Source organism: Streptomyces sp. NBC_01485 (assembly GCF_036227125.1).
Taxonomy (GTDB): Bacteria; Actinomycetota; Actinomycetes; order Streptomycetales; family Streptomycetaceae; genus Streptomyces.
This window is the reverse complement of sequence record NZ_CP109435.1, coordinates 1,018,638-1,044,631: the sequence shown is the minus strand read 5'-3', so window position 1 is coordinate 1,044,631 and position 25,994 is coordinate 1,018,638. Positions and strand designations below refer to the sequence as shown.

Genomic DNA, 25,994 nt, shown 5'->3' with positions numbered 1-25,994 from the left:
CGGACCGGACCGGTCACCGCACGACGCGGCCCCCGTACCCGGCGAGCGGGTAGGGGGGCCACGTGGGTGTACGGGACGGGTCAGGTCACAGCTCGGAGGCGGCGCTGTGCAGGTTCTTCGCCGCCAGAGCGAGACCCTCGGTCTGCGAGTAGGCGGCGTCCTCGTGCTCGATGTTCACGGCCATCTGCGGGTCGATCTCGGCGAGGGCGCGCAGGAACTCGGTCCAGAACGGGATCCCGTTGCCGTTGCCGACGGCGACGAACTTCCACGCCGGGTTCTCGGGCCAGGAGTTGCACCAGAAGCCGTAGCCGGTCGGGACCTTGCCCGGGTCGTCGGCGGGCACACGGGCGAACGACGTGTCCAGGACGCCGCGGATGTCGGCGCCCGGGCAGAGCGTCGCGTCCTTCGCGGCGGCGTGGAACACCAGCGGGCCCAGCCACTTGATGGACGCGATGATGTCCATGCCCTGCCACATCAGGTGGGACGGGTCCATCTCCGCGCCGACGTTCGTCAGGCCGCCCGCGTCGACGAGACGCTTGAGCGTGACGGGGGAGAAGACGACGTTGTGCGGGTGCATCTCGATGGCGACCCGGACGTCGTTCTCCCGGGCCAGCGCGTCGATCTCCTTCCAGAACTCGACGGCCACGCCCCACTGGTAGTCCAGGACGTCCATGTAGACGCCGTCCCACGGGTTGACGACCCAGGACGGGTACTTGGCGTCGGGGTCGGAGCCGGGGGTGCCGGACATGGTGACCACGTGCTTGACGCCCAGCAGACCGGCGAGGCGGATGGTGCGCCGCAGGTCGTCGGCGTGCTTCGGGCCGACGCCGGGGAGCGGGTTGAGCGGGTTGCCGTTGCAGTTGAGGCCGGTGAGCTCCATCCCGCGCTCGGCGAAGGTCGCCAGGTACTCCTCGCGGGCCTTGGCCGACGACAGCAGCAGGTCGACCGGGCAGTGCGGGGAGGGGATGAAGCCGCCGGTGTTGACCTCCACCGAGGTCAGACCGTTCTCCTTGAGGATGTCGAGGGCCTCGGTGAGGGGGCGGTCGTGCAGACAGGCGGTGTAGGCGCCGAGCTTGAGGGCCATGTGGGTGCTCCTTGGATGCGTGCGGGACGTCAGGCGACGGGCGGAACGGCGACGGCGACGCCGCCGTTGCGGGAGGAGTCGACGACGGCCTGGATGATCTCCATGGTGCGCAGCGCGTCGGCGAAGGTGGCGCAGGCCGGCAGCGGCTCGGCGACGCCCGCGACCTGGTCCAGGAAGGCCCGGGTCTGGTACGTGAAGTTGTCGGCGTTGTTGGCGCCCACGCCCGCGGCCTCCATCGGGACACCGCCGGCGAAGTACGGCAGGTGCGGTCCGACGATGACCTGCCGGGCGCCCTGGGTGCGGGCGTCGGGCTGGGCGTCGTCGAAGAGGTACTCGGCCGGGCGGTGCTGGTCGAACGCGGCACGCCCGCCCACGCCCAGGACGTCGAAGGCGAGCCCGTTGGGCAGGCCGAAGCCGGTGCGCGTCACCGAGAAGGTGCCGACCAGGCCCGACGCGAAGGTGGCGGTGAAGGACGCGGTGTCCTCGTTCTCCACCTCGCCGACCTCGTCGGAGACCGGAGCGGCGTTGTGCCCGACGACCGCGCCCAGCGGCAGCGGACGCTTGGTGATCTGCGTCGAGAGGACGGCGCCCGAGACGGACACGATGGGACCGGCGACGTACTCGGCGGCGTCGATGACGTGCGAGCCGATGTCACCGAGCGCGCCCGAACCCGCGCCGCCCTTGAAGCGCCAGCTCAGCGGACCGCGCGGGTCGGTCGCGTAGTCGCACCAGTAGCGCCCGCTGAACAGGGTGAGGTCACCCAGCTCACCGCGCTGCACGTGGTCACGGATGCCGGCGATGCCGGGGGAGCGGCGGAAGGTGTAGCCGACGGCCGTCACGACGTCGGCGGAGCGCTCCAGCTCGGCCATCGCGCGCGCGTCTTCCAGCGAACCGGCCAGCGGCTTCTCGCACAGCACGTGCTTGCCCGCGGCGACCAGCGCCTCCGCGATCGGGCGGTGCAGGGCGTTGCCCACGACGATGCTGACGGCGTCGATCGTCGGGTCCTCGGCGACGGCCTCCCAGCTCGGGAGCGCCTTCTCGAAGCCGTAGCGGCGGGCGGCGTCCTCGCCGAGCGCGACGTTGGCGTCGGCGATCGCGGCCAGCCGCACCGGCGGCAGACCGGCGCCGAAGACCGTGTTGACGTTGCGGTAACCGGCGGCGTGGCTGCGGCCGGCCATGCCGGCTCCGATCACCGCGACGGAAAGGGGCTTGCCCGAGGTGGTCATGGTGGTGCCTTTCGAAAAGTCCCGGTGGGGAATCTCAGTTGGAGGTGGGGAAGTTGAAACCGGCGGTGACCTGCTGGGCGGGCTGCGGCCAGCGGGTGGTGACCACCTTGGGGCGGGTGTAGAAGCGGATGCCCTCGGGACCGTGGATGGGGGAGTCGCCGATCAGCGAGTCCTTCCAGCCGCCGAAGGAGTAGTACGACATCGGGACGGGCACCGGCACGTTGATGCCGATCATGCCGACCTTGATGTTGCGCTGGAAGCGACGGGCGGCCTCACCGGAGGCGGTGAACAGGGCCGTTCCGTTGCCGTAGGGGTTGGCGTTGATCAGGTCGATCGCCTCGTCGAGGGACTCGGCGCGGACGATCGCCAGCACCGGGCCGAACAGCTCCTCCTTGTAGGCGTCCATCTCGGTCGTGACGTGGTCGAGGAGGGAGGGGCCGGTGAAGAAGCCTTCCTCGTGGCCGTCGACCTTCAGGCCGCGGCCGTCGACGACGACGGTGGCGCCCTGCGTGGCGGCGACGCCGACGGCGTTCTCGACGCGCTCCTGGGCGACCTTGGTGACCAGCGGGCCCATGTCGGTGCCGGCGACGTCACCGGGGCCGACCTTGATCTCGCGGGCCTTGCGCTCCAGCACCTCGACCAGGGCGTCGGCGGCGCCGCCGACCGCGACGGCCACCGAGACGGCCATGCAGCGCTCGCCGGCCGAGCCGTAGGCGCCGGCGGTGATGTGGTTGGCGGCGAACTCCAGGTCGGCGTCGGGCAGGACGACGGCGTGGTTCTTGGCGCCGCCGAGGGCCTGGACGCGCTTGCCGTGCGCGGTGGCCTGCTCGTGCACGTACTTGGCGATCGGCGTCGACCCGACGAAGGAGACGGCCTCGATGCCGGGGTGGGTCAGGATCGCGTCCACGGCCGGCTTGCCGCCGTGCACGACGTTGAAGACGCCGTCGGGCAGACCGGCCCGCTTGTACAGCTCGGCGACGAAGTTCGCGGCGGACGGGTCGCGCTCGCTCGGCTTCAGGATGAACGTGTTGCCGGTCGCTATGGCCATCGGGTGCATCCACAGCGGCACCATGGCGGGGAAGTTGAACGGGGTGATGCCCGCGACGACGCCCAGCGGCTGACGGAAGTTGTGCACGTCGACGCCGCGCGACACCTGGTCGGAGAAGGACCCCTTCAGCACGTCGCCGAGCCCGCAGACGAACTCCACGACCTCCCGGCCGCGGGTGATCTCACCGCGCGCGTCGTCGACGGTCTTGCCGTGCTCGGCGGAGATGATCCGGCCCAGCTCCTCCTCGTGCTCGACGAGGAGCTGACGGAAGGCGAACATGACCTGCGTGCGCTGGCTGAGCGAGGACTCCGACCAGGTCTCGAAGGCCTTCGCGGCGGCGCTGACAGCGGCGTCCACGTCGGCGGCCGAGCCCAGGACGACCCGGGCCTGCTCCTGACCGGTGGCCGGGTTGAACACCGGCGCGGTGTCCGCGCTCGGGACCGGTGAACCGTTGATCCAGTGGGCGATGGTAGTCACGAGACGTTCCTTCTCAGAGGTAGTGCCGCTGGGCGCGCTTGTGGGTGGCGTAGGTGTCGTGGGCCGCTTTGGTGGTGTCCAGGGCGGAGACCTCGCTGACGGGGACGTCCCACCAGCCGTGCCCGGGCGGGTTCGGCCCGTAGAGGTCGGTCTCGACGTGGACGACCGTGGTGCGGGTGGCGGCCTTGGCCTTCTCCATCGCGACCCGGAACTCCTCGACGGAGGTGGCGTGCAGGACGTCCGCGCCGAGCGAGGAGGCGTTGGCCGCCAGGTCGACGGGCAGCACCTCGCCGTCGAGCAGACCCGAATCCCCGTCCCGGTAGCGGTACTTGGTACCGAACCGCTGCGAGCCGAGGGACTCCGACAGCGCGCCGATGGACGCGAAGCCGTGGTTCTGGACGAGCACGATGATGACCTTCAGGCCCTCGGAGACCATGGTCACGATCTCCTGGGCCATCATCAGATACGAGCCGTCGCCGACCAGGACGACGACCTCGCGCGACGGATCGGCCATCTTCGCCCCGACGCCGGCGGCGACCTCGTAGCCCATGCAGGAGTACGCGTACTCCACGTGGTAGGCCTTCGGATCCCGCGCCCGCCACAACTGCTGCAGGTCACCCGGCATCGACCCGGCCGCGTTGATCACGACCGCCCGGTCGTCGAGGACGTCGTTCAGGGCGCCCAGGATCTCCGTCTGCGCGGGCAGCGGGGTGTGCCCGACGTTGAAGCACTTGTCCTCGATCTCCCGCGTACGGGCGATGAGTTGACGGGTGTGCGCCCGGTACTCCGGCGCGACCTCCCAGTCCGTCAGCGCCGCCGCGAGCGCCTGGACGCCGAGCCGGGCGTCCGCGACCAGCGGCTCCGCCGAGTGCTTGACGGCGTCCAGACGGGCCACGTTGAGGTTGACGAACGTGACGTCCGGGTTGCCGAACACGGTGTGGCTGGCGGTGGTGAAGTCGGAGTACCGGGTGCCGATGCCGACGACGACGTCGGCCTCCTTCGCCAGCGCGTTCGCCGCGTACGAACCCGTCGAGCCGATGCCGCCGACCGCGCACGGGTGGTCCCACGGCACCGCGCCCTTGCCCGCGTGCGTGTCCGCGACCGGGATGCCGGTGCCCTCGGCGAAGGCCCGCAGCGCGGTCTCGGCGCCGGAGTACACCGCCCCGCCGCCCGCCACGATCAGCGGCTTCTTCGCGCCGCGCAGCAGCCGCACGGCCCGCTCGATCGCGGCCGGCTCGGGCACCGGCCGGCCCACGTGCCACACCCGCCGCCGGAAGAACGCGACCGGCCAGTCGTAGCCTTCCGCCTGCACGTCCTGCGGCAGGGCGAGAGTGACCGCGCCGGTCTCCACCGGGTCGGTCAGCACCCGCATCGCCGCCAGCGCGGCCGGGATCAGCTGCTCGGGACGCGAGACGCGGTCGAAGTACTTCGACACGGCGCGGAAGGCGTCGTTGACCGTGACGTCCCCGCCCCGGCTGTCCTCCAACTGCTGGAGCACCGGGTCGGCGGCACGGGTCGCGAACATGTCGCTGGGCAGCAGGAGCACCGGCAGCCGGTTGGTGGTGGCCAGCGCCGCACCGGTGATCATGTTCGTCGAGCCGGGGCCGGTCGACGCCGAGCAGGCGAACGCCGCCAGGCGGTCACGCATCTTCGCGTAGGCCACCGAGGCGTGCACCATGCCCTGCTCGTTGCGCGCCAGGTAGTAGGGCAGGTCGGCCTCGCCGGTCGTGGCGGCCTGCAGCAGCGCCTGCCCGATCCCGGCCACGTTGCCGTGCCCGAAGATGCCCCAGACACCGGGGATCAGGCGCTGTTCCTGGCCGTCGCGCTCGCTGTACTGGTTGGCCAGGAAGCGCACGAGGGCCTGTGCGGTGGTGAGTCGGACGGTGTTCATTGCTCGTTGGGTCCTTCGAACGGGAGCCGGTCGTCGATGTCCTGCGCCGCCCACGTCGTGCGCACCCACCCGTGTGCGGGGTCGTCGCAGATCAGCCAGGCGCGGTCCTGACCGGGACCGGCCATGACGTTGAGGTAGTAGAGGTCGTAGCCGGGGGCGGCGATCGACGGCCCGTGCCAGCCGTGCGGGATCAGCACGGTGTCGCCGGAGCGGACCTCGGCGAGCACGTCGAGCGGGCGGTCCGGCGTGCCGTAGACCCGCTGGTAGCCGAAGCCGTTCTCGCCCGAGACCTGGAAGTAGTAGATCTCCTCCAGCTCGGACTCCAGACCCGGCCGGGCCTCGTCGTGCTTGTGCGGCGGGTACGAGGACCAGTTGCCGCCCGGTGTGAGCACCTCGCACACCAGCAGCTGGTCGGCCTCGAACGTGCCGGGCAGGCAGTAGTTGTTGACCTGCCGTGAGCACGCGCCCGCGCCGCGCAGCTCCACCGGCACGTCCTCCTTGCGCCCGTACCGAGCGGTCAGACCGCTCCGCTCGGTACGGGCGGAGGGCAGCGCGAACAGGCCTCCCTGCGCGCTGCTGATGAGTGCCTCCGACTCGCGCGGTACGTACGCGAAGTCGGTGACCGAGGCGAACACGCCCGTCCGTCCCTCGAGTTCGAAGGCCTTGCCGTCCGTGGTGACGGAGCAGGAGCCCGTCAGCGGCAGGACCAGGAACTCGGAGTCGTGTGTGGACAGGGAGTGCGCCTCACCCGGTCCCAGGGTCAGGATCCTGAGCCCGGAGTATCCCCAGCCCGCCGACTCGGGCGTGACCAGGAGGTCGTAGGGGCCGTCGGCCGCCGTCCCGCTGCGCAGGTGGTACTTGCTCGTGTCGTTCACAGCAGGCTCACCGCCTTGTCCACCGCACCGGCCACGTCGCCGCCTGCCGGGTAGAGCAGGGAGCGGCCGACGACCAGGCCCTGTGCGGTGGGCTGCTTGAGCGCCTTGCCCCAGGACGTGAAGGCCGCCTCCGGGTCGGTGACCTCGCCGCCCAGCAGCAGCGCCGGCAGGGTGGAGGAGGCCAGGACGCGCTCCATGTTCTCCACCACCGGCAGCTTCAGCCAGGTGTAGGCGGTGCGCCGGCCCAGTCCCGAGGCGATGGTGATCGACTTGATGACGGCGTCGGTGGAGAGATCGTTGCGGATCCTGCCGTCCTGCCAGGAGGACAGGAACGGCTCGACCATGGCGATGAGCTCACGGTCGTTCAGCTCGTTGACCGCCTTCGCCGTGTCGAACAGCACGGACGGCGTCGCCGGGTCGTCGAGGGCGATGCGGGTGAGCATCTTGCCGCCGTCGAAGCCCATGTCGGCGAGCGCCTCGGCGTCGTAGCCGGTGAAGCGGTCGTCGATCTCGAAGACCGAACCCGCGAGCCCGGCCCGGTTCATCGAGCCGAAGACGCTCTTGCCGTCCAGGACGCCGAGCAGCAGCAGGTCCTCGAGTATGTCGGCCGTGCCCAGCACGCCCGTCACACCCGGCCGCTCCAGCGCGGTGCACAGGCGGTCCAGCAGCTCGAAGCGGTCGGCCATGGCGTTCGGGTCGCCGCCGACGCCGTTGGCGCCGCGCGCCGGATGGTCCGCCGCGACGATCATGGCCTTGCCGTGCTCGCCCAGCAGCGAGGTGGCCTTCACCCGGCGTGCGGCGGCGGCCGCGATGGCGCCGGGATCGTTCACCCGGGCGGCCACGATCCGGCTCACGTTGTCGGACAGCACGTCGTCACGCCTTTCGTTCGGTGGAGGCGAGGGACGCCTCGTGGAGCTTGGTGTCGACCTCGGCCTCGGTCGGCATCGCCTCGGAGCAGGCCAGCCGGCCCGCGACGATGGCGCCCGCCGCGTTGGCGAAGGAGACGGTGCGGCGGGTGTCCCAGCCGGCCAGCAGGCCGTGGCAGAGGGCGCCGCCGAAGGCGTCACCGGCGCCCAGGCCGTTGACCACGTCGACCGGGACCGGCGGGATCTCGACGGCCGAGCCGTCCCGGTCCATCGCGAGCACGCCCTTCGGCCCCTGCTTCACGACCGCCAGCTCCACACCGGCCGCCAGCAGCGCCTTGGCGGCGGCGTACGGCTCCCGCTCACCGGTGGCGACCTCGCACTCGTCGAGGTTGCCGACCGCGACCGTCGTGTGCCGCAGGGCCTCCTTGTAGTACGCCCGCGCCTCGGACGGGTCCGACCAGAACATCGGCCGCCAGTCGAGGTCGAAGACGGTGGAGCCCGACTTGGCCCGGTGCGCGAGCGCGGCGAGGGTGGCCGAACGGCTCGGCTCCTCGCTCAGCCCGGTCCCGGTCACCCAGAAGATCCGCGCGTCCCGCACCGCGTCCAGGTCCAGCTCACCGGGTTCGATGTCCAGGTCGGGAGCCTTCGGCAGCCGGTAGAAGTACAGCGGGAAGTCGTCCGGCGGGAAGATCTCGCAGAACGTCACCGGCGTCGGCGCGATGTCCGACGTCCCCACGTAGCGGCTGTCGACGCCGTAGCCGGTGAGGGCCGTACGGACGTACTCGCCGAACGGGTCCCGGCCCGTCTTCGTGATCACGGCGGCCGAGCGGCCGTACCGGGCGGCGGCGACGGCGACGTTGGTCGGGCTGCCGCCGAGGTACTTGCCGAACGAAGTGACCTCCGCAAGTCCCACGCCTGTCTGGAGTGGATACACGTCCACCCCCACGCGACCCATGGTCAGCACTTCGAACGGCATCTCGCTGGTTTCCTCTCGGTGGTGACTGTTTCGGTGGTGACTGTTAAAGCGCTTTAAGAAAAGCGCGGACGACGCCCCTGCTCACCTGCCGGCACAGGGGGGAGTGGCTACTGCGCCGCGGACAGGTACTCGGTGATCTTCTCGCGCATGAACACCGAGGACTCCTTGGCCCGTTCCTCCCACGCGAAGACACACGCGGTGAGGGTGCCGTCGAAACCGTTCGCCTTCAGCTCGCGGAACAGCTCGTCGAAGTCGACCTCGCCCTCGCCCATGTCGAGGTGCTGGTGGACACGTGCCGTGGTGCCGGGCGGGTTGAGGATGTACCGGTTCCCGGAGGACGCGTTGTGGTCGAAGACGTCGGCCAGGTGCACGTGGGTCAGCAGGTCACCGGCGTACTTGATGATGCCCGGGGCGTCGTTGCCGATGTGGAACGTGTGCGGGGCGCAGTACAGGAAGCTGACGTTGGGGTTGTTGATGCCCCGGATCAGGTTGACCGCGTCGTACCCGTTCTCGATGAAGTCGTCCGGGTGCGGCTCCAGGGCGAGCCGGACGCCCTCCCGCTCGAACACCGGCAGCAGCTCCTCCAGCGACTTCCAGAACTGCGCCTCGCTGCGGTCGGAGTCCTCGGGCCGCCCGTTGAACTCCGAGATCATGCTGTCCACACCGAGGTCCGCGGCGATCTGGATCGAACGCTTCCAGTACCGTACGGCCGCCTGCCGGGCGTCCTCGTCCGGACCCGACCAGCGGAACAGCGGCAGCAGCGAGGAGATACCGACACCCGCCGTGTCCAGCGCCTTGCGGAACTTACGCACGGTGGCGTCGTCCACGCGGGGGTGCCGGAAGAACGGGATGAAGTCCTCCCGAGGAGACAGCTCGATCCACTCGTAGCCCAACTCGGCCACCACTGCGGGCAGTTCGAGCAACGGCACGTTGCGGATCATGTACGGGTCGAGGGCGATCTTCACGACGGGTTGCCTTCCGGATGTGTCGGTCAGGAGGAGACGGTGGCGGCGTCGGGGAGCTCCTCGACGTCCACGCCGCGCACTTGGGCCAACTCGTGCTTCAGGGCCGCGAGTTCGGCGCCGCCGGCCATGTGGTTGGTGAGTTCTTCGAGGCTGACTTCGCTGCGGTCGGCGGAGAGTTCCATGGTGCCGAGGCGCAGGACGCTGAAGTGGTCGCCGACCATGTAGGCGTGGTGGGGGTTGTGGGTGATGAAGATGACGCCGAGGCCGCGGTCGCGGGCGGCGGCGATGTACTTCAGGACCACGCCGGACTGCTTGACGCCGAGGGCGGCGGTGGGCTCGTCCAGGATGAGGACGCGGGCGCCGAAGTGGACGGCGCGGGCGATGGCCACGCACTGGCGCTGGCCGCCGGACAGCGTGCCGATGGGCTGGTCCAGGTCGTCGAGGACGATGCCCATGTTGCGGAGCTCCTCGTCGGCGGTCTTCTTCATCTTCTCGATGTCGAGACGCCGTACGGGCCAGGGGCCCTTGGTGAGCTCGGAGCCGAGAAAGAAGTTCCGCCAGACGGGCATCAGCGGGACGGTGGCGAGGTCCTGGTAGACGGTGGCGATGCCGCGGTCGAGGGCCTGGCGCGGGGTGGTGAAGTGCACCGGTTCGCCGTCGACGAGGAACTCGCCCTCGGTGTGCTGGTGCAGCCCGGAGATGATCTTGATGAGGGTGGACTTGCCGGCGCCGTTGTCACCGAGGACGCAGGTCACCTTGCCGGGGTGCACGGCGAGGCTCACACCGTGCAGGGCACGGATGTTGCCGTAGGACTTGCCCGTGGCCTTCAGCTCGACGACAGCGGCCTCTTCGGTCGAGGTGTCGTCGGTCGTGGTGTCGTTCGTGATGGTCATAAGAGTGGTCACCTCCGGGTGGCCGTGCGCTGGACCCACAGGTTGATCAGGGTGGCGCCGAGGAGCATGACGCCGAGGAAGGCCTTGAACCAGTCGGGGTTCCAGCCGGCGTAGACGATGCCCTGCTGCACCATGCCGAACATGAACGCGCCGAAGACCGGGCCGATCGCCGAGCCGTAGCCGCCGGTCAGCAGGCAGCCGCCGATGACGGCCGCCGCGATGTAGATCAGCTCCTGGCCGACGCCCTCGCCGGACTGCACGGTGTTGAACGTGAACAGCTGGTGCATGCCGACGAACCAGGCGCCGAAACCGACCAGCATGAACAGCGAGATCTTGGTGAACGTCACGGGCACGCCGACGGCCCGCGCGCTCTCCTTGTTCCCGCCGACAGCGAAGATCCAGTTGCCGTACTTGGTACGCAGCAGGACCCAGGTGGCGATGGCGGCGAAGACCAGCCACCACACCACGGTGATCTTGACCTGGACGTCGCCGATGTCGAAGGACGAGGCGAAGAGCGCCTTGGCCTGGCCGAAGCCGTCCATGTCGCTGATGTCGTCGGTCGCCACGTTGGTGGTGATCAGCTTGGTCACCGCGAGGTTGACGCCCTGGAGGATCAGGAAGGTGCCCAGGGTGACGAGGAAGCTCGGCAGCCCGGTCCGTACCATCACCCAGCCGTTGAAGAAGCCGACCCCCAGCGACACCGCCAGGGCGACGAACACGCCGACCCAGATGTTCGCCGTGAGCTGGAAGCTGAGCATGCTCGCGGTGAGCGCCGAGGTGATGACGGCGACACCGGCCGAGAGGTCGAACTCGCCGCCGATCATCAGCAGCGCCACCGGAAGGGCCATGATCCCGATCGTCGACGACTGATACAGGATGTTGGCCATCGAGCTGCCGTCGCGCACCGGCGCGGCGGTTATCAGGAAGAACACGTACACCGCTACGGCGCCGAGGAAGACACCCACCTCGGGCCGGGCCAACAACCGGAGGGCCAGCGGACGCTGTGCCGTCCGGCCGTCGGTCTGCTTCGGGCCGGAGGCCGGCGGTGTGGTCACCGCCGGCGCAGCCTGCTGAGTCACACTCATCACCTCGTGCCCTTCGCGGCGAACTTGGCGACGGCCTCGACGTTGGTCTTGTCGACGAAGGCCGGGCCGGTCAGCACCGGCTGCTCGCCGCCGCCGCTGAAGTTGCCGTTGGTCTTGTACAGCCACAGGGAGTCGACCGCGAGGTAGCCCTGGAGGAAGGGCTGCTGGTCGACGGCGAACTGGATGGTCCCCTTCTCGATGGCGGAGACCATGTCCTTGTTGAGGTCGAAGGTCGCGATCTTCGCCTTGCTGCCCGCCTCGGACACCGACTGCGTGGCGGTCAGCGCGACGGGGGCGCCGAGGGTGACGACCTCGTCGATGGAGCTGTCCTGCTTGAGCTTCGCGGTGATCGTCGACTTCACGGACGGCATGTCGGTGCCGTTGACGTAAAGGATGTCGGTCTTGCCGCTGAACGTCTTCTTCACGCCGGCGCAGCGCTCTTCGAGGTTCACGTCGCCCTGGGCCTGGATGACGCACAGGGCGTGCTTGGCGCCGGTGCCGTTGATCTTGGTGCCGAGCGCCTGGCCCGACACGGCCTCGTCCTGGCCGAAGAACGACAGCAGGCCCTGCTGCTTCCAGACGCTGAGGCCCGCGTTGAGGCCGACGACCGGGATGCCGGCCTTCTCCGCCTTGGCGACGACGTCCTTGAGGGCGTCCGGCTTGGCGAGGGTGACCGCGATGCCGTCGACCTTCTGGTCGATCGCGTTCTGCACCAGGTTGGCCTGGTCGCCGGCCGTCTCGTCGTTGGAGTAGATCAGCTTGACGTTGTCCTTGGCGGCGGCGGCCTCGGCGCCCTTGCGGATGGTGTCCCAGAAGGTGTCACCCGAGGGCGCGTGCGTGACCATCGCGATGGTCATACGGGGCGTGTCCGCTTTGCCGGCCGAGACTCCGGCCGCGCTGTCCTCGGCCTTCTTGCCGCCCGAGCTGCTGGAACAGCCCGCGACGGTCAGTGCGGCCGCTGCGGCCACGGCCACGACGGGGACGATTCTGCGGGAACGGGGAAGGGACAAGCGATTCATGCTTCGTGCACCTCACTGTGCAGGAGGGGGGTGGACCGATGGCTGCTCTAAGGCTGAATCTATGGCTAAGGGTGGCCGCTGTGCTCGCGCTTCACGGTGGGTCGCGGGAGGTTCGTGGTGCGGCCGAGTCGAGGGCGAGCGCCTTGTGGGCGTCGGGCCGGACTTGGTTGGAACATCAGGACAATTTAAAGCGCTTTAAGTCCTGGTACTATCATCCTTGTTTCGCGAGCGTGTCAAGGGTGTTGCGCAAGGAGATTTCCGGCGGGGAGGCACGAGTGGACGAGGGTGATTCCGCACGTCAGCGGAACGGCACGCACAAGCGCCCCAGGCTGGAGGACGTGGCCGCACGGGTGGGCGTGTCCACGGCGTCGGTGTCACTGGTGCTCCGGGGGGTGCCCGGGCCGAGTGAACGGACCCGGGAGCGGGTGCTGAGGGCGGCTGCCGACCTCGGCTATCAGGTCGATCGCACGGCCAGTATGCTGGCCAGCAGGCGCACCCGCCTCCTAGGCGTCATGGTGGATATTCACAGCCCGTTCCACGCCGAACTCGTCGAGCATCTGCACACGGCCGCCGAGGACGTCGGCTATGACCTCGTTCTGAGCACCCTCACCCGCACCCGCGACGAACACACCGCCGTGGAGACGCTGCTGGCCTTCCGCAGCGAGGCGCTGATCCTGCTCGGTCCGACCGCCTCCGCGGACGCGCTCGCCATCCTCGACCGCAAGTCGCCCGTCATCACCGTGGGCCGCCGGATAGCCGACGCCGGCCTGGACGTCGTCCGCACCGCGGACGAGGACGGTGTCGGCCAGATCGTCGACCACCTGGTGGATCTCGGACACCGCGAGATCGTCTACGTCGACGGCGGCAAGGGCGTCATCGCCACCGACCGGCGCCGCGGCTACCGCACGGCCATGCGCCGCCGCGGCCTCGACGCCCACATCCGGGTGCTGCACGGCGACCACACCGAGGCGGCGGGTGAGCGCGCGGCGCACCAGATACTCGACGGCGGCGACCTGCCCACGGCGGTCGTCGCGTTCAACGACCAGTCCGCCATCGGCGTCCTCGCCGCCCTGTTCCGCGCGGGCGTCGCCGTCCCGGGACAGGTCTCCGTGGCCGGCTACGACGACGACACGACCTCCCGCCTGAGCTGCTTCAACCTCACGACGGTCAGCCAGGGCGCCCGGGAGCAGGCCCACTACGCGGTCACCGCCGCCGTGGAACGCCTGGACCAGGGCCGCACGGACCCCCGGGAGGTCGTCCTCACCCCCCGCCTGGTCCTGCGCACCACCACATCGGAGCCGGCCGCCTGACACGGTGAGGCGGCCTGACGCGATGAGAGAGGGCCGGCGCCGGGCGCCGGCCCTCTCTTCTTCATGCCCTACCGCGTCACGCCCAGCAGCCGTTCACCGTCGCCGCGAGGCCGTCCATCGCGTCCTTGATGTCGTTCGGGTTGGCCGTGGAGCCGTTCTCGATGAAGGAGAACACCTTCCACTTGCCGTCCTTGCCCTGCGTCAGACCGCTCAGGGCGATTGCCCCGGTGAGGGTGCCGGTCTTCGCCTGCACCTTGCCGACCGCGCACTTGGAGTTCACGTCGTCGAAGCGGCCCCACTCCGGACCGAGCGTGCTGCCGGCCTCACCGGCGACGGGCAGACCGTCGCGGATGGAACCGAGGGTGTCGGCGTAGCGGGGCTCCGTCAGCAGCTCCAGGATCTCCGCGAGGGTGGCGGCCGGGATCCGGTCGGCCCGTGACAGGCCGCTGCCGTCGTACATCTCGAAGTTGGTGAGCGAGACGCCGTACTTCTTGCTCAGGACCTCGCGCACGACCTCCGTGCCGCCGTCGAACGTCGCCGGGCGGCCCGCGCCCAGGGCGGTCATCCGCAGCAGGGTCTCGGCCATGTTGTTGTCGCTGGTCTTGAGCATCGTGTGGACGATGGCCGACAGCGGCGCCGACCTGTGCCGGGCGACCGGCACGTCGGTCAGGCTCGCCGTGGCGCGGGCGACCGTGCCGTCGACGGTGACGCCCGCCGCGGTGAGCTGCTTGGCGAAGACCTGCCCGGCGTCGAGGGACGTGTCCTGCACCCCGTGCCCGTCGACGACGAGCGCCCGCACCGGGGCGACCGAGTCGGGGTAGTAGCCGGTGTTCCAGCCGTTGGCCAGCGTCGGCTCGGGGAAGAGGCTGTCGTCCACGGCGACCTTCACCGACGTCAGCCCCGCGGCCTTCAGCCCGGCCACCGCGTCCTTCGCCAGCTCGGCGAGGTCGGCGGTGGTCAGCGTCCGGTCGCCGCCCCCGATGAGGGTGAGGGTGCCGTTGCCGTAGGAGACCTTCGTGGTGAACCGGTGGTCGGGGCCGAGCACCGTGAGGGCCGCGGTCGACGTGGCGAGCTTGACGTTGGACGCCGGCATCAGCGCCGTCGCCGCGTTGTGGTCCCACAGCGTGGCGTCCGACTCGGAGTCGAGGACCACGCCGCTGACGTCGTTGCCCAGGCGCTGGTCGAGCACCCGGGTCTCGAGGTTCGTGACCATCTGCTGGTCGTCCGCGTCGAGCCCCTGGCTCGGCGCGGTGTCCTTGGCCGTCGTGCCGATGCCCTTGTCGGCGGCGAACGCCGAGGGGCCGGCCAGGGCCGCCGATGTGACGGGAAGGGCCAGCGCGATGACGAGCGCCCGCCGGACGCCCATGCCGCTCTGCTTGGCCTTACGGTGTCGGCGTCGACCGCCCGGGACAAAGGCGCTTGCGGGGGTTTCTGCCGTTATGTCGTTCATGGATCGTCTCAAGGCTTTCGTGTGGGGGCCCAGCAACAAGAGAATTCGGGCGCACCATATCACCCGTCACATGCGACCCACAGGTAACGAATTGACTGACTGTCGGTTATTCAGGGGCGGAATTCACACCCCTTTTTCACCTTCCGTTCAGGAGATCGTCCCCAGGCTCTGCGTCGTGTAGGCGCACTCGGTGTAGATGTAGCCCGACTCGAGCTTGGCCGTGTCCGACGCGGGCGTGTCGAGGCTGTCGTTCATCGGCTTGTGCAGGAAGTACGTGGTGCCGACCGGCAGGCTGATGGTGCGCTGCGGATAGTTCCTGCCGCTGTCGCTGCACGGTTCGAAACCCGGCGTGATGGTGCTCACCATGGAATACGCCTTGCAACTGCCGCACCCCTTGAGGACGAAGCTGCCGGTGACCGGCCCCGTATAGAGGACGGTGATTTCGTCGGGGCTGTCGTTCTGCACCGTGACCGAGATGCTGCCGCCCTTTCGGGCCGTCGGCAGGGTCTTGCCGGCGGCCGGCACCGTCTGGGCGATCTCCGCCGCTATCGAGATCTTCTTCGCCAGGGCCGCGTTCTTGGCGGTCTTGTGGGCGGAGGCGTAGTCGGTCATGGTCGTCTGCGCCGAGTCGAAGTCGCCGTCCCGGTACTGGTCCACGCCACAGGTGTACGTGCCCGCGTCGGCGCTGCCGGTGGCCCGCAGCGAGTCCTTGTCGAGAGCGGCGTCGACCTCGGCCTGATCGGCCCGCACACCGTCGATCTGGGAGCTGAGCGTGCGCAGCCGCTCGACCGCCGCGCAGGGTTCGGCCCCGCGCAGGTCCTTCTCCGTCCGGACGACGGCGGCGGCCACCGCCGGTTCGGCCTTCGCGGCCTGGTCCGACTCGGGGAAGGTGGTCAGCAGTTCGCCGAACTGCGTGGCCCAGGTGGCCTCACCGGCCGAGAGCGCCGTCGACGCGCACTCGTAGAGCGACGTGGCCAGGCGGTCGTCCGGCCAGGACTTCAGCTCGCCGAGGTCCGTGTCGGGCAGGCTCTTGGGGACCGTGCGCAGATAGGTCAGCGGCGCTACCGCCTGGCAGTAGTCGCCCTGCTCGTAGGTGACGCCGACCGTCGTGTAGAAGGTCTTCATCCGCGCGGGCACCCGCTGCGCCGCCCGGGAGCCGGGGTGGTCGGCCCGCAGGTCCGCGTAGGCCTTCAGCGCCGTGCGGTAGTCGGCCTGGGCCGTGGTGAAGGGCTGCTCACCGGCGGCCTGCACGAGCCGGTCGGCCTTGTCGAGGCGGTCGAGCAGCATCTGCTGCGTCGCCTCGTCCCGGGCGCCGTCGTACAGGACGACGCCCCCGGCGGGCGCGACGAGCAGGAGCAGTCCGAGCCCGAGCGCGAGCGGCGCCTGCCGGAGTCCGGCCAGCGGGGTGCGCAGGCCCACACGCGCACCGTGCGCGGCCGCCGCGACGAGGAACACGACGTACAGGCCGAGCGCCGGGCCCGGGACGCCGTCCGGGTCCGCCGGCAGGGCCGCGAACAGCAGGACGGCGGTCGCGATCCAGCACAGCGCCACGAGCGCCCAGCGGCGCACCAGCGCGTAACCCAGGCCCAGACCGCTGAGATTGAGCACGGCCACCGCGACGGCCCGCACACCGTCCGCAGGGGCCGGTGGAGCCGGCGGCGGGGCCGCGGGCATGGGCGGCGGGGCGTAGAAACTGCTGTCGTGACTGCCCGTGTCGTCGTATCTGCCGTACTGGTCCCCCGACATGGCGGCTCCCCCCGGTCAACTGCGCCCGTACATCTGCGATTTGTCAGTGTACGGGCGAGGCGGGGGTGCCGACAGGGGTGGCCGACGGGCAGCCGGCCGGGCCGCCACCGGGGGCAGGGGTGGCGGCCGCGGCTGCTATCGCGTCAGGCATGGGTCACGCCACACCCCCCACCGTCTTCTTGCGGCGCAGGGCGTACAGGCCGGTGCCGGCGACCGCGAGGACGCCGAGTCCGGCAGCGGTCATCGAGGGCGCGGCGAGGGCTCCGCCGCCGGTGTGCATGCCACCGCTGGGCTTGTCGTGCTCACCGCTCCAGCCGCCCGACTCCTCCTTGTCGCCGCTCCAGGAGTCGTTCTTGCCGTGCTCGCTGTCCTTCTCGGTGTCCTTGTCCTTGTAGGTCTCCGGGTCGTACTTGGGGTCCTTGGCGGCCGTACCGTGGTCGCTGGTGTCGTTCACCGAGGCCAGCGCGCCGCCACCGGTGTGCACGCCGCCGTGCGGGGAGTCGTGGCCCTCGTCCTTGCCGTGCTCCTTGCCTTCTTCCTTGCCGTGCGAGGAGTCCTCCTCCTTGCCGTGCTCCTTGCCCTCCTCCTTGGCGTGCGAGGAGTCCTCCTCCTTCGTGGTGGAGGAGCCGTCCTCCTTGCTGTAGGAGGAGGAGTCGTGCTCCCAGTCCCCGTCGGCGGCGTGGGCACCCGGGGCGCCGATGGCGAGGGCGGCCGAAGCCGCCGCGGTGGCCAGGATCATGCGAGCAGAACGCATCTGATGGTTCCTTCCGTCCCGACCGGGCAGCCGACACCTCGTCAGCTGACAGAACCCGGCCCGACGTGATCCACCGTCAGCCAGCCGACCGTCCGCCACCACTCGGGGCGCTCACCCGGGTGAACGGGCCCGTCCGCCCCGAGATCTCCGCCGTCGATGCGTCCTTCCCGGAAGATTCACTCCAACGGCGTAGCGGAAAAACGATTCGTGGGGTGAAGGGGCGCGGCACCCGGTCAACTCCGAGGCGAACGCCACGATCCTGAGCCAGGCATCCGGCAGATCCGATCAAAGGAGTCCCGCTGTGCGTGTTCGTCGTACGGTGCTCAGCACCCTCGCTTCCGTCGCTCTCGTGCTCACCTCGCTGGGCGCGGTGACCGCCGCCACCGCGGGCCCCGCGGCCGCGGACCCGTGCGGCTTCTACGAGACCGGTTCCGACGCCTTCTACAACCACTGCACGTCCGACGGCTCGCGCGTGGTCATCAAGGTCGAGGTCGCCCTGGCGCCCGACTACGAGCGGTGCGTCGGACCCGGCACGACCTGGCTGGGCTCGGCCGGCAAGATCCAGGGCGCCCACTACGTCGGCCGCACCTGCTGACAGGCGGTCGGTCTGCGGTCTGCGGTCTGCGGTCTGCGGTCTGCGGTCTGTGGTCTGTGGTCTGTGGTTGCCGGGGTTCGGGGCGGAGTCGTCCCGGACCCCGGCGGCGTGTTCGGGGGGCCGCTCACTCCAGGACGGTCAGCAGGTGGGCGGCGAACTGCTTCGGGGACTCGACGGCTCCGAGGTGGCCGCCGGGGAATTCGACGAATGCGCAGCCGAGGAGTTCCGCGAGGCGCGCGGCCGGTCCGTACAGGGGGAGTTGGCGGCGGGAGTCGCGCCCGGCGGAGGGCACCAGTTTGTCGGCCACGGGCTGGAGCGCGGCGAGGTCGGGCACGGACGAGGAGAACGGGACGAGCATGTGCCCCAGGAAGACGGGAAGGTTGGCGTGCATCCGGACGGCCATCTCCTGGATGTCGGGCGGCAGTTGCGTCGGCTGCGCGGGCGCCTGCCGCACCGCTCCGTCCGCCAGCCCCTCGCCGAGCAGGGTCATGGCGGCGTCGGCTCCCGCCGAGCGGAGGGTCTCGCGCACCTCGGCGAACAGTGCGCGATGCGGGGCGGGATCCGACAGGAGTTCCAGCAGCGGCGGTTCGTGCGCGACCACCCGACGCAGCCGTCCCGGGTGCCGGGCCAGCAGATCGACCGCGACGACGGCACCGGAGCTGCAACCGAGGACGACCGCCTCGTCGTCGGGGTCAGCAGATCGAGCAGGCGGCGGGCGTCGTCGCTCCATACCTGTACCTCTTCGTCGGCGCGCGGTGCGTCGGCGGTGCCGTCGGCAGCGCCGTCCAGCGGGCTGCGGGACAGGCCGCGCGGTGCGGTCAACGTCGTCCGGCGGCACGTCGGTTCGCTGCGCCGGCTGCTGGAGCCAGGCTTCGCGGGCCGCGCGGAGGGCCGGCTGGCCGGCTGGTGTGGGGCGCGGGTGGATACCGCCTGGTGACCGACGCCACTCCTCCGATCTCCTGCGGTTTCGCTGCGCTACGTGAGGAAGGTTGCCGGATCACGGACGCCTCGCCCGCACGGGATGGCAACTGACGCTGCGGCCGGCCAAGTTGACCACGACGTCGCCGCCGTCGATCACCTCCGTCCAGGGGCCGGGCGTCCTGCCGTCCCACCGGACCTCGCCCCGGCCGGTGGGCCGCCTGCTCAGCACCACGACCTCATGTCCGGCGGCGGTCAGCGCACGGCGCAGCACGGTCCCCACCTGCCCGGTTCCGCCGGGCAGCACGATCTTCATCGGTAAGGCCCCCTTCGTCTTCCGACCGTCGTCCGATCATCTTCCGAAGAGGACCCTACCCTTGATTTGAACGCGTTCAGAATCTAGTGGGGGTCGGGGGCGGGGGTCGCTCAGCTCAGGTGCGCCTCCAGCGCGGCCCGCACCCCCGACTCCAGCGCGCCCTCGATCCACGACGGCTTGACCGAGGTGTGGTCGCCCGCGAAGTGCAGCGGTCCCTCGGGGGTGCGGATGGCGGTCAGCAGCTCCGTGTGCTGGCCGGGGAGCAGGACGGACGCCTCCCCGTAGGCGTACGGGTCGCGCAGCCAGCTCTGGGTGCGGCCCGCGCCCGTGTAGAACACCTCGACGCGCTGGCCGTAGACCTGCTGCAGTCCGCGCAGGGCGTGCGGATAGCGCGCGTCGTCGTCCAGGGAGTCCCAGCGGGAGGCGTCGTCGGCCCAGCTGTAGGAGGCGAGGACGACACCGCCCTGGCTGCCGTCGACCGGATGGGACGGGTTGATCATGAACCGGTTGGAGTTGTCGGAGACCGAGCCCCCGCCGACGATGTGCGCCGCCTCGGGCTGGTCACGGGCGGCCCACCGGTTGGCGGCGTAGTGCACCCGCTGCCCCGGCGTGATGTGGCCGGACGGCACCGACGGGTGCACGCCCAGCAGACTCCCGTCGGCCGGCGCCTTCCCCGACCGGTAGTCCTCGTACAACCCCGGTCGTACGGCGTTCAGTTCACGCTTCCAGTCCGCCTCGGTGAACTCCCACCAGCGGCGCCCGAACTCCAGCAGCACCTTGGTCGCGCTGTCGTAGTGCAGCTCCGCCACGGCGCGCCGCTTCTTGTACGACATCAGCGGGCTGACCTGCACCTGCCGCAGCCCCGAGAACGGCACCGTGACGATCGCGAGGTCGGCGGTGAACTCCTCGCGCACCACCTTTCCGCCGCGCCCTTCGGAGACCGTGTCGATCCACACGTGCGGTCCGTCGGCATGGACGTGACCGGCGTCGTCGTTCCCCTGCCGGTCCGGCGACCAGTACTCGATGTGCGTCGCGCGCCGGTCGAGCCGCAGCACGTCGGCGACCTCCTTGAGCAGCGCGTCCGGGAGCGTGGCCGTACCGCCGACCAGCTCCCAGAACTCGGTGTCCGCGCTGATCAGCGAGGCGCTGATGAAACTGTGGATGAACGACAGCGGCAGCCGGGAGGTGAGGTTCTCCAGCGTGCCGACCAGGTCGACGGTCCGTTCGTCGAGGCCCGCCTCCTCGGTCAGGAACCGGTACATCGACCAGTCCCCGAACCGCTGCACCACCCGCGCCCACCCCCGCACCCGCTCCGGCAGTGGCTTGTCGACCCGCTTGCCGTCGGAGCCGGCGGTGCTGAACTCGTCGCGTACGGGATCCAGGGCCGCGCGCAGGATGGTCCCGGACGGCGTGTCCCAGTACTTTCGGGGCACACCGAAGGACCGGTTGACCTTGCGCGGCGACTTCGCGTACTCGGAGCGGCGCACGCGGACGCCGTTGACGTGCAGCCAGGCGTTGTTGACGGGCTTGCCGTCCGCGTCGACGTCCGTGAGGTAGAACCGGCGCTTCTTGACGCCGAGTTGGCTGATCAGGCCCATCACCAGCGGGTGGCTGCCCGGGATCCGCATGGCGCCCGCCTCCGCGTACTGGCGCGCGTCGGCGAACGCCTGCGCCGCGTGCTCGTGGCCGCCGGTGCGGAACGTCTTGACGCGGCCGCCGACCCGGTTGCCGTTGGCCTCCACGAGGGTGACGTGGTGTCCGGCCCGCTTCAGCAGCCAGGCGGCCACCAGTCCGGCAGGCCCGGCGCCGACCACGAGCACCTTCTTCGCGGTCTTCGTCCTCGCCCGCGGCAGACCGCCGGCGAGAACCTTCTCGTATCCCGGCACGAGCGGCCGGTCGTCCTCGTCGACCACCAGCAGTGCTCGGGCGACGGCCAGGCAGGTCGCCCAGTCGGCGGTGGACTTCGGCGGGCAGACGGGCTGTTGGGGGAGTGCCGCGGCCGGGGCGGCGACCGTGAGTGCGGCGGCGGCGGAGGCGGCGGAGGCGGTCATCGCCGTGGCCGCGGTGAACCGCCGACGCGAGAGCGCGCCGGGCGTGAGGTCTCCGGATGCCGGGGCTACGGACGACGGGTCTACAGATGTGCGCGACATGTCCATATGCCCTGGATACGGGCCTGGTTGAGGGCGGTGGGCCGCTCCGGCGGAACATCACCTGAACGTGTAAGCGCATCGACTGCCTCCGTGCAACCGGCAGGCGGGCCAAGGTGGTTTAGGCAGGGCGCCCCGCACTTATCAGGTCAAGCGTCCCGGACTATTGACTCGGACCGAGTCTGTCGCGATCCTCATCCCACCAATCTTGCGTCGGTCATGACAATCCCATGGGCAGTCAAAACGCCCTAGTCGACCGCGCCTTCCCGTCGACCTAGGGACCTGGGCTGTGACCATGACCGGACGCCCGTACCGCAGACGCAGAGACACCACCGTCGTCTCGCTGCTTCTCCTTGTGCTCGCCACGATCCTCGGCCCCACGCCGAGTTCGGCGGCCGGCGCGGAGTGGTGGACACCGACCGGCCGGCCCAACCCCGACTCGCAGATCGACGTGACCGGTGCGCCGTTCACCGGCACCAACTCGGCGGGCGAGGTGCGCGGGTTCGTCGACGCGCACAACCACCTGCTCTCCAACGAGGCGTTCGGCGGGCGGCTGATCTGCGGCAAGGTGTTCTCCGAGGCGGGCGTCGCCGACGCGCTGAAGGACTGTCCCGAGCACTACCCGGACGGATCGCTCGCGCTCTTCGACTACATCACCCACGGCGGCGACGGGAAGCACGACCCGATCGGCTGGCCGACGTTCAAGGACTGGCCGGCCTACGACTCGATGACCCACCAGGCGAACTACTACGCGTGGGTGGAGCGGGCCTGGCGCGGCGGGCAGCGGGTGCTCGTCAACGACCTCGTCACCAACGGCATGATCTGCTCGATCTACCCGTTCAAGGACCGCAGTTGTGACGAGATGACGTCGATCCGCCTCCAGGCGAAGCTGGCGTACGACCTGCAGGCCTACGTCGACAAGATGTACGGCGGCACCGGCAAGGGCTGGTTCCGGATCGTCCTGGACAGCTCGCAGGCGCGTGAGGTCGTCAAGCAGGGCAAGCTCGCGGTCGTGCTCGGCGTCGAGACCTCCGAGCCGTTCGGCTGCAAGCAGATCCTGGACATCGCGCAGTGCAGCAAGTCCGACATCGACAAGGGCCTGGACGAGCTGTACGGGCTGGGCGTGCGCAGCATGTTCCTGTGCCACAAGTTCGACAACGCGCTGTGCGGCGTCCGCTTCGACGAGGGCGGCCTCGGAACGGCCATCAACGTCGGCCAGTTCCTGTCGACGGGCACCTTCTGGCAGACCGAGAAGTGCATCGGCCCGCAGCACGACAACCCGATCGGCAGCGCCGCCTCCAAGGCGGAGGCCGACCTGCCGGCCGGCACGGACGTCCCCTCGTACGACGCGAACGCGCAGTGCAACAAGCGCGGGCTCACCTCGCTCGGTGAGTACGCCGTGCGCGGCATGATGCAGCGCAAGATGATGCTGGAGATCGACCACATGAGCGTCAAGGCCACCGGCCGGGTGCTCGACATGTTCGAGGCGGCGAACTACCCCGGCGTCCTGTCCTCGCACAGCTGGATGGACCTGAACTGGACCGAGCGGGTCTACGCCCTCGGCGGTTTCGTCGCCCAGTACATGCACGGGTCCGAGGCGTTCGCCGCCGAGGCCAAGCGCACGAACGCGCTGCGGGACAAGTACGGCGTGGGCTACGGCTACGGCACCGACTTCAACGGCATCGGCGACCACCCCGCCCCGCGTGGCGCGAACGCCGCCAACAAGGTCACGTACCCCTTCAAGAGCGTCGACGGCGGCTCCGTCATCGACAGACTGACCACCGGGCAGCGCACGTTCGACTTCAACACCGACGGCGCCGCGCACGTCGGCATGATCCCGGACTGGATCGAGGACATCCGGCTCGTCGGCGGCCAGGACGTGGTGGACGACCTGTTCCGGGGCGCCGAGTCCTACCTCGACACCTGGGGCGCCGCCGAGCGGCACCAGGCCGGCGTCAACCTCGCCAAGGGCGCGGCGGCCACGGCCAGTTTCTCGGAGACGAACCCGGTGACCAGCTACGCGCCGGGCCGGGCCGTGGACGGCGACACCGACACCCGCTGGGCCAGCGACTGGAAGGACGACCAGTGGCTGAGCATCGACCTGGGCGACACCAACCTGGTCAAGCGGGTCACGCTCGACTGGGAGCGCGCGTACGGGAAGTCGTACCGCGTCGAGCTGTCCACGGACGGCGTGAACTGGCAGACCGCCTGGTCCACCACCTCCGGTGACGGCGGCCTGGACACCGCCTCCTTCACCGGCACGCCCGCCCGCTATGTCCGGGTGCATGGCCAAGGCCGCGGCACGGACTGGGGATACTCGCTGTACGAGGTGGGCGTCTACAGCAGTTGACCGGCGCCGGGGGACGAACGCGAGGGACACGCAGATGACACGGATGCCGTCGGCCGAGCGACGCCGACAGCTGACGGCGGCGGCGATCAGGGCGATGGCCCGGGACGGCGTCGCAAGGACGACGACCCGGTCCATCGCCGCCGAGGCGGGCGTGTCCCTCAGCGTCTTCCACTACTGCTTCGACTCCAAGCAGGCACTGGTCGAGTCGGTCATCACGACCATCACCGACGACTACGTGACCGTGGTGAAGGAGGCCCTGCGGCCCCGGGCCACTCTCGAGGAGACCGTCCGGGCCGGCTTCCAGGCGTACTGGGAGCACGTCCGCGCCCACCCCGACGCGCACATGCTGACCTACGAACTCACCCAGTACGCCCTGCGCCAGCCGGGGTTCGAGCACCTGGCCCGACGGCAGTACGAGATGTACGGCGACGCCTACACCGAACTCATCGAGCAGCTCGGCGACAGCATGGACTTCCGGCTCAGCGTCCCCGTCCCCGTACTGGCCCGCTATCTGGCCGCCATGACCGACGGCCTGACCCTCAACTACCTCGTGCTCGGCGACGCCGCCGTCTGGACCGCCGTCCTCGACACGGTCACCGCGCACATCGCGGGCCTGGTCGTCACCGACGTCACAGGGCGGGAGGAGAGCCGTCCTGGTTGAAGGTGACCGGGGTGACCGCCTCGGAGTTCACCGTGTTCAGGAACATCTGGTACAGGTCCACGCCCTGGTACTGGCCGCCGGGCGCGCCGCCGATGATCTCGACCAGCGCCAGGTGCAGATGTGACGCGGTGCCGGCGATTTCGTACACCTCGCCGAGCACATCCCCGCGGGACACCTGAGAGCCGACGGTCAGCCCGGCCGGGACGTTCGTGACGTGCGTGTAGAAGCCGCCCATCTCGTCGTTGGGGGCGCGCATGAACAACTGGGCGCCGTAGACCTTGGCGGTGTCGGCCGAGGTGTCGTGCGGGCTGTACTTGGTGATGTGGGCGTCGAATGCGGCGCGCACCGTGGTGCCGGCGCCCGCGCCGAGGTCCATGCCGTACTGGATGTACCAGTTCTCGGACTGGTGGCCCCCCTCGCCGGGGCCGCCCATGGCGCTGGTGAACCCGGCGGGGAACGGGTTCGACACGTCGATGGTGAATGCGGACATCTTTTTCCCCTTTCCTTTTTTCTCTCTTCTTCGTTCTTCTTCTCGTCCCAGTATTCGACTTTTCCGGGTCGATGGGGCGTGCAATTACCTTTGGGGGACGGCGAATGTGGAATGCGAAACCACCATGCGCGTGTGGCGTGGGCGCGGGATCGGCGTCACGATGGAAGTGGCCGATGTCGTGTCGCAGGGAGGACACCTAGACCGTGGACGGCGCCTGGATGTGCGAGAAGTGCGGTGCCGAGGCGCCGCCCGACGCGCAGCGGTGCCGTAACCGTGACTGCGGCGCCTGGCTCCCGGCGTACGGCGAGGACGAGGATCCGCGGCCGCGACGCCCGTGGCGGCCACGGATCCACCTCCAGACCCAGGAGGTGCACCGGCCCACGACCCCCGTCCGGCACGAGGAACCCCGCTACCAGGAACCCCGGCGCGAGCACCCCAGGGACGAGAGCCGTCACCGCCCCGTCCCGGACGGAACCCTGGACGGCAGCGGCACCGTCTACGGCGTGGCGCGCAGCGTGCGGATGCGGACCGAGGTGAGCGGCAGCGACGGGGACGTCGGCACGACCGTCGTGTGCAACTTCAGCCTGGAGATGCGCGATCGCGCGGGCCGTCCGGTCGGGCTGGTGCCCGTCGAGATGCGCGGCGACCTGTTCGAGGGCGCCGTCAACGACGGGGACCGGGTGCGGGCGACGGGCCGGGCCAGGAACGGCACGCTGCACGTCAAGCGGCTGCGCAACCTGACGACGGGCGCCGAGGTCTCGGCCCGCAGCACCCCCGCGATCGTCGTCGCCGTCGTCATCCTGCTCTTCGTCGCGTGGCTGGTGGTCATCTTCGCGATCACCGGGCGCTGAC

23 protein-coding genes and 1 pseudogene are annotated in these 25,994 nt (G+C 70.1%); 6 read left to right on the top strand and 18 right to left on the bottom strand.

Annotated features, from left to right (window positions below):
- Positions 1 to 85 precede the first annotated feature (85 nt).
- The 11 genes from OG352_RS04240 to OG352_RS04190 all read right to left on the bottom strand — a co-directional run bounded on the left by OG352_RS04240 (position 86) and on the right by OG352_RS04190 (position 12,405).
- Positions 86 to 1,084 (bottom strand): sugar phosphate isomerase/epimerase family protein, encoded by a 999-nt coding sequence (locus OG352_RS04240; protein WP_329214466.1) that lies wholly within the window; start codon positions 1,082 to 1,084, stop codon positions 86 to 88.
- A gap of 29 nt (positions 1,085 to 1,113) precedes the next feature.
- Complete coding sequence (locus tag OG352_RS04235; protein ID WP_329214464.1) at positions 1,114 to 2,310, bottom strand: Gfo/Idh/MocA family protein; 1,197 nt, start codon at positions 2,308 to 2,310, stop codon at positions 1,114 to 1,116.
- 34 nt (positions 2,311 to 2,344) lie between these two features.
- On the bottom strand, positions 2,345 to 3,835 hold the full coding sequence (locus tag OG352_RS04230; protein WP_329214462.1) for a CoA-acylating methylmalonate-semialdehyde dehydrogenase: 1,491 nt from the start codon (positions 3,833 to 3,835) through the stop codon (positions 2,345 to 2,347).
- Positions 3,836 to 3,848: 13 nt separating this feature from the next.
- On the bottom strand, positions 3,849 to 5,726 hold the full coding sequence (gene iolD, locus OG352_RS04225; protein ID WP_329214460.1) for a 3D-(3,5/4)-trihydroxycyclohexane-1,2-dione acylhydrolase (decyclizing): 1,878 nt from the start codon (positions 5,724 to 5,726) through the stop codon (positions 3,849 to 3,851).
- Positions 5,723 to 6,601 carry a 5-deoxy-glucuronate isomerase gene (gene iolB / locus OG352_RS04220; protein WP_329214458.1) on the bottom strand — a complete coding sequence of 293 codons (879 nt, stop codon included), beginning with the start codon at positions 6,599 to 6,601 and terminating at the stop codon, positions 5,723 to 5,725. Before iolB ends, iolD begins: the two co-directional genes overlap by 4 nt.
- Positions 6,598 to 7,470 (bottom strand): Cgl0159 family (beta/alpha)8-fold protein, encoded by an 873-nt coding sequence (locus OG352_RS04215; RefSeq protein WP_329214456.1) that lies wholly within the window; start codon positions 7,468 to 7,470, stop codon positions 6,598 to 6,600. The genes iolB and OG352_RS04215 overlap by 4 nt, the downstream gene beginning before the upstream one ends.
- A 4-nt stretch (positions 7,471 to 7,474) precedes the next feature.
- A complete protein-coding gene (gene iolC, locus OG352_RS04210; protein WP_329214454.1) occupies positions 7,475 to 8,443 on the bottom strand; it encodes a 5-dehydro-2-deoxygluconokinase in 969 nt (322 codons plus the stop codon).
- Between the two features lie 107 nt (positions 8,444 to 8,550).
- Complete coding sequence (locus OG352_RS04205; protein WP_329214452.1) at positions 8,551 to 9,408, bottom strand: sugar phosphate isomerase/epimerase family protein; 858 nt, start codon at positions 9,406 to 9,408, stop codon at positions 8,551 to 8,553.
- A gap of 26 nt (positions 9,409 to 9,434) precedes the next feature.
- Positions 9,435 to 10,301 (bottom strand): ATP-binding cassette domain-containing protein, encoded by an 867-nt coding sequence (locus OG352_RS04200; RefSeq protein ID WP_329214450.1) that lies wholly within the window; start codon positions 10,299 to 10,301, stop codon positions 9,435 to 9,437.
- 8 nt (positions 10,302 to 10,309) lie between these two features.
- Positions 10,310 to 11,386 carry an ABC transporter permease gene (locus OG352_RS04195; protein WP_329214448.1) on the bottom strand — a complete coding sequence of 359 codons (1,077 nt, stop codon included), beginning with the start codon at positions 11,384 to 11,386 and terminating at the stop codon, positions 10,310 to 10,312.
- Positions 11,386 to 12,405, bottom strand: coding sequence for a sugar ABC transporter substrate-binding protein (locus tag OG352_RS04190; protein WP_329214446.1), 1,020 nt, complete (start codon positions 12,403 to 12,405; stop codon positions 11,386 to 11,388). The genes OG352_RS04195 and OG352_RS04190 overlap by 1 nt, the downstream gene beginning before the upstream one ends.
- Positions 12,406 to 12,680: 275 nt before the next feature.
- Here OG352_RS04190 and OG352_RS04185 point away from each other — a divergent pair, with 275 nt between their 5' ends.
- Positions 12,681 to 13,715 (top strand): LacI family DNA-binding transcriptional regulator, encoded by a 1,035-nt coding sequence (locus tag OG352_RS04185; RefSeq protein ID WP_329214444.1) that lies wholly within the window; start codon positions 12,681 to 12,683, stop codon positions 13,713 to 13,715.
- Positions 13,716 to 13,791: 76 nt separating this feature from the next.
- Here the strand turns inward: OG352_RS04185 and dacB are convergent, their stop codons facing one another.
- The 3 genes from dacB to OG352_RS04170 all read right to left on the bottom strand — a co-directional run bounded on the left by dacB (position 13,792) and on the right by OG352_RS04170 (position 17,665).
- On the bottom strand, positions 13,792 to 15,165 hold the full coding sequence (gene dacB / locus OG352_RS04180) for a D-alanyl-D-alanine carboxypeptidase/D-alanyl-D-alanine endopeptidase (protein ID WP_329214442.1): 1,374 nt from the start codon (positions 15,163 to 15,165) through the stop codon (positions 13,792 to 13,794).
- 147 nt (positions 15,166 to 15,312) lie between these two features.
- Positions 15,313 to 16,911 (bottom strand): hypothetical protein, encoded by a 1,599-nt coding sequence (locus tag OG352_RS04175; protein WP_329214440.1) that lies wholly within the window; start codon positions 16,909 to 16,911, stop codon positions 15,313 to 15,315.
- Positions 16,912 to 17,065: 154 nt separating this feature from the next.
- Positions 17,066 to 17,665 carry a hypothetical protein gene (locus OG352_RS04170; RefSeq protein WP_329214438.1) on the bottom strand — a complete coding sequence of 200 codons (600 nt, stop codon included), beginning with the start codon at positions 17,663 to 17,665 and terminating at the stop codon, positions 17,066 to 17,068.
- A gap of 301 nt (positions 17,666 to 17,966) precedes the next feature.
- On the opposite strand from OG352_RS04170, the gene OG352_RS04165 reads away from it, so the two are divergent.
- The gene (locus OG352_RS04165; RefSeq protein WP_329214437.1) at positions 17,967 to 18,260 is read left to right on the top strand and encodes a DUF6355 family natural product biosynthesis protein; all 294 of its coding nucleotides are present in this window, start codon (positions 17,967 to 17,969) and stop codon (positions 18,258 to 18,260) included.
- Between the two features lie 124 nt (positions 18,261 to 18,384).
- Here OG352_RS04165 and OG352_RS04160 read toward each other — a convergent pair whose 3' ends face one another.
- Positions 18,385 to 18,990 (bottom strand): alpha/beta hydrolase, encoded by a 606-nt coding sequence (locus OG352_RS04160; RefSeq protein ID WP_329214435.1) that lies wholly within the window; start codon positions 18,988 to 18,990, stop codon positions 18,385 to 18,387.
- Positions 18,991 to 19,026: 36 nt separating this feature from the next.
- Here OG352_RS04160 and OG352_RS04155 point away from each other — a divergent pair, with 36 nt between their 5' ends.
- Positions 19,027 to 19,197, top strand: coding sequence for a hypothetical protein (locus OG352_RS04155; RefSeq protein WP_329214433.1), 171 nt, complete (start codon positions 19,027 to 19,029; stop codon positions 19,195 to 19,197).
- A gap of 87 nt (positions 19,198 to 19,284) precedes the next feature.
- On the opposite strand, the pseudogene OG352_RS04150 reads toward OG352_RS04155, so the two are convergent.
- Together OG352_RS04150 and OG352_RS04145 are read right to left on the bottom strand one after the other, a co-directional pair.
- A pseudogene (locus tag OG352_RS04150) lies at positions 19,285 to 19,494 on the bottom strand (NAD-dependent epimerase/dehydratase family protein); the annotation flags it as partial.
- A 110-nt stretch (positions 19,495 to 19,604) separates the two neighbouring features.
- The gene (locus tag OG352_RS04145) at positions 19,605 to 21,644 is read right to left on the bottom strand and encodes a flavin monoamine oxidase family protein (protein ID WP_443072150.1); all 2,040 of its coding nucleotides are present in this window, start codon (positions 21,642 to 21,644) and stop codon (positions 19,605 to 19,607) included.
- Positions 21,645 to 21,936: 292 nt separating this feature from the next.
- Here OG352_RS04145 and OG352_RS04140 point away from each other — a divergent pair, with 292 nt between their 5' ends.
- Together OG352_RS04140 and OG352_RS04135 are read left to right on the top strand one after the other, a co-directional pair.
- Entirely contained in the window at positions 21,937 to 23,991 is a 2,055-nt protein-coding gene (locus OG352_RS04140; RefSeq protein WP_329214430.1) for a galactose-binding domain-containing protein, read from the top strand.
- 34 nt (positions 23,992 to 24,025) lie between these two features.
- Positions 24,026 to 24,652 (top strand): TetR/AcrR family transcriptional regulator, encoded by a 627-nt coding sequence (locus tag OG352_RS04135; RefSeq protein ID WP_329214428.1) that lies wholly within the window; start codon positions 24,026 to 24,028, stop codon positions 24,650 to 24,652.
- On the opposite strand, the gene OG352_RS04130 is transcribed toward OG352_RS04135, so the two are convergent.
- Positions 24,621 to 25,142 (bottom strand): peptidoglycan DD-metalloendopeptidase family protein, encoded by a 522-nt coding sequence (locus OG352_RS04130; protein WP_329214426.1) that lies wholly within the window; start codon positions 25,140 to 25,142, stop codon positions 24,621 to 24,623. The two genes, OG352_RS04135 and OG352_RS04130, sit on opposite strands and share 32 nt — an antisense overlap.
- 203 nt (positions 25,143 to 25,345) lie before the next feature.
- On the opposite strand from OG352_RS04130, the gene OG352_RS04125 reads away from it, so the two are divergent.
- A complete protein-coding gene (locus tag OG352_RS04125; RefSeq protein WP_329214423.1) occupies positions 25,346 to 25,993 on the top strand; it encodes a hypothetical protein in 648 nt (215 codons plus the stop codon).
- The last annotated feature ends 1 nt before the right edge of the window (position 25,994 follow it).

Bases quoted from the DNA above. Each gene is read 5' to 3' on its own strand.
- OG352_RS04190 (WP_329214446.1), bottom strand. From the start codon at position 12,405: ATGAATCGCTTGTCCCTTCCCCGTTCCCGCAGAATCGTCCCCGTCGTG.
- OG352_RS04130 (WP_329214426.1), bottom strand. From the start codon at position 25,142: ATGTCCGCATTCACCATCGACGTGTCGAACCCGTTCCCCGCCGGGTTC.
- OG352_RS04240 (WP_329214466.1), bottom strand. From the start codon at position 1,084: ATGGCCCTCAAGCTCGGCGCCTACACCGCCTGTCTGCACGACCGCCCC.
- OG352_RS04195 (WP_329214448.1), bottom strand. From the start codon at position 11,386: ATGAGTGTGACTCAGCAGGCTGCGCCGGCGGTGACCACACCGCCGGCC.
- OG352_RS04175 (WP_329214440.1), bottom strand. From the start codon at position 16,911: ATGTCGGGGGACCAGTACGGCAGATACGACGACACGGGCAGTCACGAC.
- OG352_RS04235 (WP_329214464.1), bottom strand. From the start codon at position 2,310: ATGACCACCTCGGGCAAGCCCCTTTCCGTCGCGGTGATCGGAGCCGGC.
- OG352_RS04160 (WP_329214435.1), bottom strand. From the start codon at position 18,990: ATGGAGCGACGACGCCCGCCGCCTGCTCGATCTGCTGACCCCGACGAC.
- OG352_RS04170 (WP_329214438.1), bottom strand. From the start codon at position 17,665: ATGCGTTCTGCTCGCATGATCCTGGCCACCGCGGCGGCTTCGGCCGCC.
- OG352_RS04200 (WP_329214450.1), bottom strand. From the start codon at position 10,301: ATGACCATCACGAACGACACCACGACCGACGACACCTCGACCGAAGAG.
- OG352_RS04145 (WP_443072150.1), bottom strand. From the start codon at position 21,644: ATGTCGCGCACATCTGTAGACCCGTCGTCCGTAGCCCCGGCATCCGGA.
- iolC (WP_329214454.1), bottom strand. From the start codon at position 8,443: ATGCCGTTCGAAGTGCTGACCATGGGTCGCGTGGGGGTGGACGTGTAT.
- OG352_RS04140 (WP_329214430.1), top strand. From the start codon at position 21,937: ATGACCGGACGCCCGTACCGCAGACGCAGAGACACCACCGTCGTCTCG.
- OG352_RS04135 (WP_329214428.1), top strand. From the start codon at position 24,026: ATGACACGGATGCCGTCGGCCGAGCGACGCCGACAGCTGACGGCGGCG.
- dacB (WP_329214442.1), bottom strand. From the start codon at position 15,165: ATGAACGACATAACGGCAGAAACCCCCGCAAGCGCCTTTGTCCCGGGC.
- iolD (WP_329214460.1), bottom strand. From the start codon at position 5,726: ATGAACACCGTCCGACTCACCACCGCACAGGCCCTCGTGCGCTTCCTG.